At 52.7% G+C, this 13,244-nt stretch carries 8 protein-coding genes; 3 read left to right on the top strand and 5 right to left on the bottom strand.

Translation table 11 applies throughout. From position 1 onward, the window contains the following. Window positions 1-59 precede the first annotated feature (59 nt). Both BLW11_RS07790 and dsr1 read left to right on the top strand, forming a co-directional pair. Window positions 60-4,163, top strand: coding sequence for a HigA family addiction module antitoxin (locus BLW11_RS07790; RefSeq protein WP_074836736.1), 4,104 nt, complete (start codon window positions 60-62; stop codon window positions 4,161-4,163). A 257-nt stretch (window positions 4,164-4,420) separates the two neighbouring features. Next, window positions 4,421-8,248, top strand: coding sequence for an anti-phage defense-associated sirtuin Dsr1 (gene dsr1 / locus BLW11_RS07785; RefSeq protein WP_048359248.1), 3,828 nt, complete (start codon window positions 4,421-4,423; stop codon window positions 8,246-8,248). A 63-nt stretch (window positions 8,249-8,311) separates the two neighbouring features. Here dsr1 and BLW11_RS23630 read toward each other — a convergent pair whose 3' ends face one another. From BLW11_RS23630 to BLW11_RS23775, 5 genes are all read right to left on the bottom strand, one after another. Next, complete coding sequence (locus BLW11_RS23630; protein ID WP_157395867.1) at window positions 8,312-8,527, bottom strand: transposase; 216 nt, start codon at window positions 8,525-8,527, stop codon at window positions 8,312-8,314. Window positions 8,528-8,684: 157 nt separating this feature from the next. Beyond that, window positions 8,685-9,116, bottom strand: a complete 432-nt coding sequence (locus BLW11_RS23780; protein ID WP_139272530.1) for a hypothetical protein — start codon at window positions 9,114-9,116, stop codon at window positions 8,685-8,687. A gap of 293 nt (window positions 9,117-9,409) precedes the next feature. Further along, window positions 9,410-10,273 (bottom strand): hypothetical protein, encoded by an 864-nt coding sequence (locus BLW11_RS07770; RefSeq protein ID WP_338152521.1) that lies wholly within the window; start codon window positions 10,271-10,273, stop codon window positions 9,410-9,412. A gap of 13 nt (window positions 10,274-10,286) precedes the next feature. Continuing rightward, window positions 10,287-10,514: a hypothetical protein gene (locus tag BLW11_RS07765; protein ID WP_048359251.1), complete on the bottom strand. Its 228-nt coding sequence runs from the start codon at window positions 10,512-10,514 to the stop codon at window positions 10,287-10,289. Beyond that, window positions 10,511-10,669 (bottom strand): DUF4175 domain-containing protein, encoded by a 159-nt coding sequence (locus BLW11_RS23775; protein WP_139272528.1) that lies wholly within the window; start codon window positions 10,667-10,669, stop codon window positions 10,511-10,513. Before BLW11_RS23775 ends, BLW11_RS07765 begins: the two co-directional genes overlap by 4 nt. Window positions 10,670-12,266: 1,597 nt before the next feature. On the opposite strand from BLW11_RS23775, the gene BLW11_RS07755 reads away from it, so the two are divergent. Continuing rightward, window positions 12,267-13,190, top strand: a complete 924-nt coding sequence (locus BLW11_RS07755) for a phage integrase N-terminal domain-containing protein (protein WP_053069529.1) — start codon at window positions 12,267-12,269, stop codon at window positions 13,188-13,190. Window positions 13,191-13,244: the final 54 nt, after the last annotated feature.

The raw sequence follows: 13,244 nt of genomic DNA, 5'->3' as shown, positions 1-13,244 counted from the left end.
ACCGCCATCGATATGCGTAAGGTGTAACCTTACACATTACAAATTGGCGGACCCAGACCATGGAAAAGAAAGATACCTCCCCGCACCCGGGTCACTGGGTCCGAGAAAATATCCTCAAGCCTCGAAAGCTGACGGTGACCGAAGCGGCAAAACTCATCGGTATCAGCCGTCCCGGAGTGTCAAACTTCCTCAACGCGAAGGTGTCAGCGACACCTGATATGGCCGCCCGGCTGGAGCGAGTTTTTGGTGTTCCAGCCACAGATATCCTTAACCTACAGAATTCTTTTGACTCACACGCCGCGAAGGCAGGTGTTTCCACTGCGAACGCGCGCGCCTATGTAGCACCGTTTCTCAGTATTACAGGCAATGACATAAGCGATTGGTTTTCAAAAACAATCGCGGCCCGCACCCAGCTATCGGTTCTGCTTCGCACTCTTGTCAATTCGACTGGCGTTAGCCTGGAGAAGGTTGACTTCCCTGGTAATGATGATGCGGAACGCCCTGGCTGGGATGGCTTCATCAAAGCCTCTTCAGGTACGCCTTGGATTCCTGAAGGCGTGTCAGGATGGGAATTCGGGGTCAATGTTGACATCAAAGGAAAAGCTGACGGCGATTTCTCGAAGAGCGTAAAGGCGATTAAGAAGGCGGATAGTGAAAACACGACATTTGTGTTTGTCACACCGCGGCGATGGCCTGGAAAGACAGCATGGGTTACCACCATGCAGGCAAAGGGGCTTTGGAAGGACGTCCGAGCCTACGACGTCAGCGACCTGGAGCAATGGATGGAAACATCCATTGCGGCACAAACATGGTTTGCCAATCAAACTGAACGCCCTTCGAAAGGCGTTCGAACTCTCGAGAAGTGTTGGACCGATTGGGCCAATGTCGCAACCCCCCCCCTTCACCCGTCACTCTTCAGCACACCGATGGATGTCTGGCGCAGCCGTATAAAATCATTTCTTTCGAAGTGCGACTCAGAGCCACTCGTTATAACGGCCGACTCGGTTGAGGAGGCAATTGCATTCTTGAGCCAGATGTTCAGCGAGCCGGAGTTCCAGATTCACAAAGACCGAGTACTTGTTTTCGACGAATGTGGAGTACTACCAAATCTTGCGCAAAGCACGACTAATTTCATTGCCGTTGCCCATACTCGAAACGTCGAACGGGAATTCGGGCCTTATAGTGGATCCCTGCGAACTATCGTGGTGTACCCGCGCAACGCTGCGAATGCTAACCCGAACATTATCCTAGAGCCATTAGGTTATGAGGCCTTCAACAAAGCTCTTGAGGCGATGAACAAAGGGCGCGACGAAATCAATAGACTTACCAACGCTTCTGGCCGCTCGTTGACTGTGTTGCGGCGGATACTTTCTACAATCCCAGCGATAAAAACCCCTACTTGGGCTGCCGATCATCAGGCCGCCTCTAACCTAGTCCCGCTCGCACTCTTAGGAACTTGGGATACGCGCAATGATGCAGACTATAAAGTTCTATCACTGCTAGCGAATGACCTCTCCTTTGACGCACTGGAAAGACGCGTACAGGAACTACTTCTGCTTAACGATTCACCCATGTGGTCCTTAGGCAACTATCGCGGCGTAATTTCCAAAATTGACTCATTATTTGCGATTGCCGGAGCGGTAACGCTTGGTGACCTCAATCACTTTTTCGACATCGCGAAAATCGTTCTAGGTGAAGACGACCCGGCCCTTGACCTCCCAGAGAAAGATCGCTGGGCGGCGGCAATTCATGGAAAAAAACGAGAGTTCTCCTCAGCTCTGCGCGAAGGTATTTCTGAAACTTTAGTTTTGCTCGCTGTGCATGGAAAGCACCTGTTTGGGCAACGTCTCGGTTTTGATGGGGAAGTAGCGGCCGCCAGACTGGTGTCGGAACTTCTTGAGCCGCTTGAAACCCGCAAACTAGAAGCGAATGATCGCGATCTCCCACTCTATGCAGAAGCTGCCCCGAAGGAGCTCTTGAGCATTATAGAGCGCGACCTCAGATCAGATATGCCTTGCACAATGGACTTGCTACACCCTGTCGCACCAGGCCTCTTTGCATCACCTAAACGCACAGGTCTTCTTTGGGCGCTTGAGGGGCTGGCTTGGAATCCCGCAACCTTTCCTAGAGTAGTCAAAATTTTGGGGCGGCTCGCCGAGGTCAAAATTCAGGACAATTGGGGTAATAAGCCAATCAGCTCTCTGGGGTCGATATTCAGAGCATGGATGCCGCAGACAGCAGCTGATCACGCCTTGCGGTTGAAGGCCATGCATATGTTGATGGAGAAACACCCTTCAGTAGGCTGGGAAATCTGCCTCCAGCAGTTCGGCGATTTCGGTAGTCGGATTGGAGACTACACCCAGAAACCCAAATGGAGGCCAGATGGATACGGCTTTGGTGAGCCATTCAGTACGTGGGAGCCTATCAATGATTATGTCCGCGAAATGGTCAAGATAGCGCTAAGCAGGCCGTCTTATACAGTCGACATGATCTGTGACCTCATAGCGAGGCTTCACGCGCTATCGGTCGAGGACCAAGAGAAGGTCTGGAAACTAATTGGCGAATGGCGGATAGCTGGAGCTACAGATGCCGATATCGCCCGCGTACGTGAAAAAATCCGCGTGACGGTGCTGTCAAGACGCAGACGGAAGCCCCCTCACGACGAAGTTGCTCAGGCAATGCTTACGAAGATCGCGAAGGATGTTTACGCCTCGATGAAGCCAACTGACGTCATCAATAAGCACGAATGGCTGTTCAGGCATGGCTGGGTAGAGGAGTCAGCAGATGAACTCTCTAGTGAGGAGCTTGATTTTGAGGCTCGTGAACGTCGCATTGAAAAACTTCGCCTTGAAGCCTTGAGCGAGATTGTCTCCACTAATGGTTTAGATGGAGTTTTTGATCTTGCTGCTAAGGGCAATTTTCATCGGCAAATCGGCTGGTATCTAGCGCGCGCAATCTTGCAGGCTGAGCAGATTGGAGAACTAGTACTGCAGTGCATAGGCAAGGGGAATGAAAACCCCAGCTATTACTCCATCGCGAGTGGCGTTTTGAAAGGGCTTGATCAAGAACAGCATGCCGCTCTTTTCATGACTTTACTCAATGAGATTTCTGAAAGTGATGCCCTGCACATATTACTTCTTTCACATTATTGCAGAGCGACTTGGGCTCTCTTAGATCAACTCTCAGCCGATGCTCAGGGTAGTTACTGGCGCGATGTAACTCCAGAGTTTGTGTTTGATGCGCCAGACCAGAATAACGAAGGCATCGTGAATCTTCTTAGCGCGGGAAGACCTCGCGCAGCCTTCTCCTCAGTTCATTTCAAGCTTGATGAAGTACGTCCAGAACTACTGGTTCAGATGCTTTCCGGAATCTCAAATGAAAGCAACGATAAAGGCGGTGAGTACCAGCTTCAAAGCTATGAAATCCAACAAGCCTTTAAACTCTTAGATCAAAACCCAGATGTGCTGATTGAGGAAAAAGCCGGACTTGAGTTTATGTTTATTGATGTATTGGCTTCCTCGCTTCGAGGTGGTGATGGACATCAGATCCCTAATCTAGAACGCTATGTCGAGGACCATCCTGAAATATTCGTCCAGGCTATAACCTGGATGTACAAGCGCAATACTCCTGGGAGTGACCCTTCAGAATCAAGCACCGAAGAAGGAAGGCAGCGCTTGGCTAAACAAGGATATCGCTTGCTGACAGCCTTGGAGCGGATACCTGGCGAGAATGAAGCAACTGAGGAACTCGCCCGTGAAAAACTATCTGAATGGATGGCGACAGTCCGCCGAAGCTGCTTCGAACTCGACCGAAGTGAAATAGCCGATATTTGCCTTGGTAAGCTTCTATCCCATGCCCCTGAGGGGAAGGATGGAGTGTGGCCAAATGAAGTTGTTCGCGACGTCATGGAGGAGCTGGGTTCCGAAGAGATTTCGCAAGGAGCTCATACCGGGCTCTACAACTCCCGAGGCGCGCATTGGCGTGGCGAAGGAGGAGGCCAGGAGAGAGAGCTCGCTGCGAAGTATCGCAAATGGGCCGAGGCCCTAAACTTCTCCCATCCGTTCGTATCCTCATCACTTTTAGCATCAATGGTGGAGACCTACGAACATGAAGCGGAGCGGCAGGATACGGAGGCAGGAATTCGGCGACGCCTCAGACATTAAGCTCACCTAATTCACCCATATCCATTGCCTGCTATTCGCGGCGACCGACTATGGCAGACAACGTCCGGGTTGATGATACGCTGTCACAATCCCCTTTCGGTGCCCACCTATCAGAGTCGAGACAGCTCAGAACCGAATCTCGGTATGGACTGTGAAGCCTGAGCTGTGCTTTATGCTTGAAACTAGGCGCTGTGGCCATAAACCGCTATTGAGATTCTGCTGAGCATGCTCAGCCTTCACGCTCTAGGAGCAGCAGCATGCAGTTTGTAGCAGATGGGCCTGACGTCCCCGAAGAGCTTTTGCAGGCACATGAAGAGGGGAAAGTGGTTTTCTTCTGCGGGGCAGGAATTTCGTACCCTGCGGGTCTGCCAGGTTTCAAGGGCCTGGTTGAAGAAATCTATAATCAGTTGGGAACGACAAAAAATGCGATCGAGGAGGAAGCCTTCAAGAGCGAGAAATTCGATGCGACACTCGACCTTCTCGAACGCAGGATGCCCGGCCAACGAGGGAGAGTGAGGTCTGCGCTGGCTGCTGCACTGAAACCTAACCTCAAGCTCAAAGCGGCCACGTCAACACACGAAGCATTGCTTAGGCTTGCACGTACGAGGGAAGATGCACTTCGACTCGTAACCACAAACTTCGACCGGCTATTCGACTCAGCGGCTAAGCGCTCCAAGCAAAAGTTGCAGACCTTCACCGCGCCTATGCTGCCTATCCCCAAAAAAACCCGGTGGAATGGGTTGGTAGCCCTGCACGGTGCGCTGCCGCACAAGCCTGATGAAGATGCGTTGAATCGCTTGGTTGTCACCAGCGGCGATTTCGGACTTGCGTACCTAACCGAACGCTGGGCTGCCCGCTTTGTAAGTGAGCTCTTTCGCAATTATATCGTCTGTTTCGTCGGGTACAGCATCAACGACCCAGTACTCCGCTACATGATGGACGCACTCGCTGCTGACCGGATGCTAGGTGAAACCACACTTCAGGCTTGGGCCTTTGGAGATTGCGTGCCAGGCCAGGAGGAGCTCAAGACAACCGAGTGGAAAGCCAAAGGCGTCACACCCATCCTCTACAAGGTGACACCACACAAAAAACCTCATTGGCGCCTGCATAACACGCTCCAATCATGGAGTGAGACTTACCGGGACGGAATGACCGGAAAGATGCGGATGGTCTCAGAGAGTGCGCTTGCACGCCCCTCCTCCAGCACCACGGAAGATGACTTTGTAGGACGAATGCTTTGGGCGCTGGCAGACAAGACCGGCGCTCCGGCCCGTCACTTCGCGGAGATCAATCCCGTACCTCCTCTGGAATGGCTGACACATGCGTTCTCAGAAGCCCGCTTCAGACACTGTGACCTCAATCGATTTGGCATCCCCGCTTCGCTGGAAGCGGATGAGAAATTGAAATTCAGCCTGATCGATCGCCCCACGCCTTATGGGCTTGCTCCTAAAATGCGGCTTGCTTCCGGCGTCGCGAACACTGTGCAAATGGATAACGTCATGAGCCATCTATCGCGATGGTTGATCAGACATTTAAATGACCCGCAGTTACTGATGTGGATCGTGTCTCAAGGAGGTGTCCCGCATAGCTATCTCGAGTCATTAATCGAGATCCAACTCAATCATCTGGCGTCTCTACGCCGGGACGGGAGAAGCCTGGAGCTAAAAGAAATTTTAACGCACGCTCCCAATGCGGTTCCCACCATTGAGATGGAGGTGTTATGGCGTATTTTGCTCAGCGGTCGAGTCAAGTCGCTCTATCAACATACTGGACTTCACAGCTGGCTTAGCCGCGTCAGAACAGATGGCATGTCAGTACTCCATCGACTCGAGCTTCGTTCATTGCTGGCACCTAAATTACTGCTTCGGGGGCCGATGCATTGGGGAAGTAGTGCCAGCGACAATGATGGGGAAAAGCGCCTCAAAGAGAGCTTGAATTGGGAGGTCGTCTTGGACTCCAACCATGTCCGCTCGACTCTGCAAGACCTAATAAATTGCAACCTGCGCGGGTTTCTACCCGGGCTAATCGATGACTTCGAACGCCTCCTGTTAGAGGTATTGGATCTTGCAAGCCTACTGGGTGATGCGACCAATCGCTCAGACAAGTCTTACCGACACTTGCCCTCAATCCTACCGCACCCTCAGAACCGAGGCTTCCGGGAGTGGGTCACGCTTATCGAACTGTTACGTGATATGTGGCTGGCACTGCGGCTTGAAAAGCCTAGTCACGCTAGCCAAATCGCTGCGCGGTGGTTCGATATACCCTACCCAGCGTTCAAGCGATTAGCATTCTTCGCAGCCAGCCAGGAAAAGTGCATCGACCAGAACCTATGGGTGTCTTGGCTTACATCTGACGAAGGCTGGTGGCTCTGGTCGATTGAAACACGGAGGGAGGTACTGCGTCTGTTAGTCCTTCAGGGTGGCCAGCTATCCAGGACAGTCGGGGCGCAGCTTCAGCGCGCGATCCTCAAAGGCCCTCCACGCGACATTTACCGTACCGATTTGGAGCCTGAACGCATCCAGGGCGCCACTGCGCACTCAATCTGGCTGAACCTGGTAAAGCTCCAAACCTCTGGGTTCAAACTGAATGCCTCCGCCGCCAAACGCCTGCAACATCTGTCAGTGGCCAACCCACTGTGGCGAGTCTCGGAAAATGAGCGAGATGAGTTCTCCTCTTGGATGACTGTTAGTGGTGACCCCGACTTTGAAAGCAGCATTGAAGTCAGCGTCGCGCCTGACAATAAGGCTGAGTTGATTGAATGGCTCAAATTACCGCCGAAGGATTCGTATGGGATCAGCCGGGACACATGGAGCGACACATGTCGAAAGCGCCCGCTGACCACTCTTCACGCTCTCTCCGAACTGTCCTCACAGGGGGAATGGCCGATTGAGCGCTGGCGGGAAGCACTCCGAGCATGGCGGGGTAGACGTTTGCATGCTCGTTTTTGGACGCACGCAGCCCCCGTAGTATTGGCCCTCCCTGATGAGAAATTGGGCGAAATCGCTCATGGCGTTTCCAACTGGTTGGAGGTCCTCTCCGAGAAGACCACGATCAGGGATGAGGATCAGCTCTACGCATTGTGCCGACGTCTAATGGATCTGCCATCTGTATCAGATGCTGAACCAGAGGACGATTCCTCCAATGCTCGCCCCGTTAATGAAGCCATCAACCATCTCGTCGGAATGGTCACTCAAGTTCTCATTAATCATTGGTATCGGCAGTCCCCTCGCGATAATGAAGGGCTCCCACCAGCACTGTCAGACTTCTTCACGGAGCTGACGGACACGAATATCCAACGCTACCGTCATGGTCGAGTGATCCTGGGATCGCACCTGATCTCGCTCTACCGAGTCGACAAGGATTGGACAGAGCACTGTCTGCTCCCTCTGTTGAATTGGGAGCGAGATGCGTTCGAAGCAAAGGGCATCTGGGAAGGATTTCTGTGGTCGCCGCGGCTCTACCAACCGCTGCTAGCCGCCTTCAAACCTGAATTCCTGCAGACTGCACATCACTACGAGGAGCTGGGTGAGCACAAGCAGCAATTCGCCGCTTTCTTCACTTATGTAGCAATAGGCCCAGTTGAAGGCTTCTCCGTCCAAGAACTGCGCACAGCCATTGCGGCGCTGCCCGTCGATGGGCTAGAGGAGTCGGCACAGGCGCTCTCACAAGCCCTGGAAGGTGCAGCGGGTCAACGGGAGGAAAATTGGTCGAACCGTATACAGCCGTTCTGGGAGGGGATATGGCCAAAAAGTTTGGAGCTGAAAACTGAGAGAATCGCAGACTCTCTCGCTCAGTTGGCATTGGCCGCCGGGGAAAAATTCCCTGTAGCCTTAAAGGCCATTTTCGATTGGTTGATGCCATTGGAGTTCTCTTATTCCGTGATGCAAAGCTTGGCTGACTCAGGTCATTGCAGTCTTTATCCAAAGGACTCGCTAGCACTTCTTGAGGCTGTTACCGGGGAGCATCACGTCCTCCCTGAAGAGCTCCGACAATGCTTGAACTCAATCGTGCAGTCAGACCCAACTCTCAGGGACACCGCTCAATTCAGGAGGCTCGACGAGCTTTTACAGCGTATGGGAGGGTAATCCATCGATAGATAAATGGTGCATTCGACTTCAGGCACCTTTCAGACGATCTTCGAGGTGGTCTCAGCTAGGTGACTTCGCCGGGCGCTTACCGTTGAGCTTGGCTGACTGGATCAAACTCATCAGCGCCGCAGCACCGAGCGCCTGGTATGCCGCGATCCACTTTCGAAGCGATGAAACATCGACGCCATGTCTATGCGCAACCTCTCTGTGGCCTGCGCTTCCGGAACAATAATCCCTGACAGCCGAGAGCTTTACCTGCTCTGTATATTTTTCCATGACATCCCCCAATGGTGATGTCCAACTTCTGGGGGTCAGATCAAAATAGGCGGACACCATCGCCCTTAATTTGTGAGATCGGTGGGCGTGTTCACCGCTCGCTTACACATTAACTTTAATTGAAACGAAAAAAACCTAGAGAAAAAAAGCCATTTCGCTATTTGTTCCCCTTGTATTCTAACAACCACTTCCTGACATCGTTAATTTGCGCCTCAAGCATAGCCTGCTTGGCTTCCAACAAATACAGGCTGTATCGCCCAGCAATATCTATTTCGTAGATAGCTGGCACATTGCATTCCTCTACAGGCTTGAGCGAAATCTCAGTAGCAGTAACCGTTTCCACGACATATAACGAGCGTAACTTTTCCGAACCATCAGTGGCACCGAAAGCGAGATACAAGCCTTGCTGAAGTCCGACAACATTTATTTTTAATCCTTCTTTATCCTTTGGCAGGAATGCTGCAATTTTTAAACTTGCATTTGCTCTATAAACAAGAGCACTCCAACCTCTTTTACAATACTGTCTATCCATACTTGAAAAATGAGGATTTTCAACGCAACCGGCATAATCGATAGGTAGCAAAAGCATCATAAACCTCAAAGTTATTTGTAAAAAATAACCCTATCAACTTTCCTTTTTACCCTCCACCGAACTTGATGCAGTTTCGTGTGCTCGGCGGCACACCCACGAGTTCGCGTCAGATGGCCGCAGTTAGACCAGCATCTAGCACCAACCGGCACTGGCAGAGATAGGTCATGGGCATGGGCAGCGGATGGGGCAAAGTCGTTGAATTGCTCCCAATCTGCCTGCGAACCTTGGGTTAATCTGACGTCGACGAGCTCCCGCAAGTATTCACCGACGCCGATCACCAGGAGCTGTAACTAAGGGTTTCCAGCTATCTTCCGGGCGTAATAACGATCACTCAGATCCTTCTTCGGATCAGCCTTGACCCAGCTCACTGGTTTACTACAGCCCACGCAGGTCAGTACATTTTTGTCCGCGCTAAGGGTATACAGGGCAGCGCTAGAACCAGCTCCGACCTTCAAGCCAGTATCCGTCACCTCAAATCCTGGAGACTCATACCCCAGTCGATCCATATTCTCGAACGTGAACGACCAAACCCTGATCTGTTTTCCACGCCAGATGCCCATGATGGTTAAAGGATCATGCTTCGTAGTGCGCTGATATACCCAATCACCTTCATATGGTGTCAGCTTCGGGGCCTCGGAATCCCGGCGTATCTTTTCCAGGGTTTTCTTCTGCATTTTTTCCAACTCGACATTCAGGGCTTCCTCTTTTCTACGGGCTTGCTCCTCAAGCATCTGACCCACGTCATACGGCCCTTTGGGGTCATACTGCCAAACATGCTCATCCGCACTCATGCCTAGAACCTTGCAATTAAGGCAGTCAAGATTCCGCTCATCGACATTACGCTTCATAACCAGACGAGTCGTGCCACTAACAGCATCAAGAAGTAGTTTTTCATCTTTAACCGACACGTTCATTTTACCGAGCGGTTTGATGCCGCCCTTCCCAAAGTCCCCGAAGACTTCTGCTTCAGAGCCATGAATATTGAGAACCATGGTTCCATTCATGCTTGAGTCTTTGAATCGGTATGCACCAGTGAAGTCTTCGGCTCCGCAGCCAGAGAGGAGAGCTCCAGTAACAGCAGCTGTGGCAAATTTTATTAGCGTATGCATAACGTCCTTCATTACTTTTAATTTTTTCGGCGCAGTGATCTTCACTTACGAATTGATGTCATTTTGGCATCACCCACTCAGTTAACGCATCACCATTTCGGTTGAGCTGCCCGATAAAAATCCCGGCGCGATATTCATCCAGGCACAGCAACAAGGGCATCCAGTACAGGCGCAGGACGTTGCCTTCTCTAGAGATGAGTACAGGCCGCGTCACGGAGGACGACCACTTCATACCTGGACACAGACAGCTGACGACCATCAGCTCATCAAGATCAGCCCGCATCATCGGTCAGTCTCCCGCCGCTCTAGCCATTTCGCCAGCAACCACAGGCCAGCTCCGATAAAGGCCAACACCAAGATCGCCCACAACGGCACCAGACGATAGGAGCCCAACCAGAAGCCCGCGCCTACGCAGGTAACACCCACAAAAATTCGCCCCATACAGATCACCTCCGCTCGTAATGAGTCGCCACGCTACCCCGTGGTCCCTATGTGTCATCGAGCAGCAGGGAAAAATCGTCGGCTCCCGCACTGGGATCTGAGAGCGCCGAAGCGGGGTTGAAGGGAATAACCACGGCACCCTGATGGTGAAGCAGTGAAGGCCGTTTACTTCTCAGTGGTTTTTGCGTGATTCCCAATGGCTGGGGGGATTTTCGCCAGGATGCTGCGGCGGATTCACGATGAACTCCCAGCGCCTGGGAAGTGTGAATGCAGTATTTCTCAGTGCATTTCTGCAGCCGCGCAGACGCAGTACGATGCTACCGAGCGGTTTGCCGTTAGATTTCTGAGGTTTCTGGATATGGTGGGCCGTGCCGGCGAGCCCCAACTATCTGACGTCAACGCCGACACCAGGGCGGTCGCTGCCGCCCCTCTTGCCCTGAAACTATTCGCCCTTCAATTCTGAAGGCTCTGAACTTTTACTCTCTGCCTGAGTACGCGCCGTGTGAGTTGTAGAGCACTACGTCAAACGTATTCACATGCTCTCCTGCATCGGTTCATGCCTAGCCCGCGCTGCAACCAAATCGCTGAGGAAGTCTATCCAGAACCCAGCGTATTTGGCGGGGAGAAAAACCTGCTCATGGTGTCCCATCATTGTTGATCTGACCAGCCGAGATAACGAGCGTCAGGTCTGCCTCTACTGAGCCCCTATGTGGTCATCCCCATCATCGCGCGTCGTGTGGGCGCCCCACTCTCTTTTCTGAGCTGAAAGCCAGAAAAGAGAGTGGGGTGAAGCAACTGCACCGAGTTCGGTTGCACTGGGTTTGATGGTCTGCGAGAAATGATCACAGCAGGTGAAGAAAACTTTCGCGCACGACTGATGAGCCCTGCAAAGGGCGAAACTCGCGACAACGAGTCTCGTGCTACAGGTTGTTTGATTCTCTGGAACAACCGCCTCCGCCCTCACCGCGTCATCGCAGTGAGGGCGAAGGTCGATGTGGGTTGAGGCTGTCATCAGCCTGACCTGCAACTACAGACCAAAGGCGTCCGTACCAACGCCCCTGGGTCGTAGTTTGGACGGGTGCCAATCTACGAAGGAGGTGGTTCTCAACGCTTGGCTTGGGATCTCGGTTCGAGCTTGATGCAGTAGTGATGATCCATTGAGAGCGCCTGGCGCTTCCCGCCCAAGGTGTGGTCTGCCAGCGGGGGCAGACAGTGAACGTGGGTGCAAACCGTACTTGCTTCACTGGCACACATCACGTCACGACCAGGGCGGTTGGAGTCCTGGAGCGCACGTTACGTAAATAGCAGTAACCGCATCCAGGTGCGAAGTTAGGGTGCTGGCAATCCCCATCGCGCTTTTCATCGCTGCACGTTTTGAGCATTGCTCGCGGCTCGATGATGACGCAACAGGGTTCGTCACACCGCAGACCGTATCAACGATGCAAAACCAGCCCAGCAGGCTGGCCGGAACCCAAAATGGGTTGTCCGCCCTCCGGGGTGCCTTTGTGTGCGGGAAACCGTGCTACTGGCAGCAAGTTCGCTTTCACGTATCCCCCTGCGCGCAACTACATATTCATTAGAAACACCAGGAGCAGTTATGGCCGGATGGAAATCCTCACTGGCATCCGTGCTCAAAGAGCACAACGGCATTAAGGCCTCGGATGGGACAATTGCCAGTCATGAAACGCAGCACAAGCGCTCGACCGTGCTTTATCAGGCATTCACCGATCTGAGAGAAATGGGCTACAAGCTCGACAGTGTCAGTCAGCTCAAAGGCCGTCATGTGGAGGCGCTGACCCGACACTGGCTGAGCAGGGAGCTCTCCTCCTCGACCCTGCAAAACCGCCTCTCCACCCTAAGAACATTCACCTCCTGGATTGGCAAAGAAGGCATGGTGGAGAGCACCGAGCGTTATTTCCCGAACCATGAGGCCGCCAGAACTTCGATCAATACTCAGGACAAGAGTTGGGAGGCAAACGGAGTTAGCGCGACGCAAAAACTGGATGACCTACGCGCCCTGGATGAACGTGTAGCACTTCAGGTGGAGCTTCAGCTCCGGTTTGGTCTCAGGGTAAAGGAGTCGATCATGCTGCGCCCTCACCTGGCGGACAAGGGCAGCTACTTGGCTGTCAGCATCGGCACGAAAGGCGGGCGGGACCGCACGGTACCCATCGATACTCCTGAGCGCAGAGAGCTGATTGATAGAGCTAAGGCTTATGCAGATCGCCGTACCGCGAGCACTTCCGATCCAAGTAAGTCGTTGAAACAAGCGCTGGGCCACTACAGCCGTATTGTCGCCAAAGCTGGGCTGACCAAGGTTCAGCTTGGCGTTACCTCACATGGCCTGCGTCACGCCTTCGCCAATGAGCGTTATACCCACTACTCAGGTAACAGCTCACCGATTGAAGGAGGAAACCTCAGATCCCATAACTGGGAGTTGGATCGTTTTGCACGCATGGCGGTTGTCGAAGAATTGGGACACTCTCGTGAGGACGTGTCCACGCATTATCTCGGACGTTAGAAATAGCGCTTTAGGGACTGAAGATTAAGAATGATTAAAAACTGATTAGTGCCT

Origin of the sequence: Pseudomonas deceptionensis (genome assembly GCF_900106095.1) — a bacterium.
GTDB classification, from domain to species: Bacteria; Pseudomonadota; Gammaproteobacteria; order Pseudomonadales; family Pseudomonadaceae; genus Aquipseudomonas; species Aquipseudomonas deceptionensis.
This window is presented reverse-complemented; position numbering and strand designations above follow the sequence as displayed.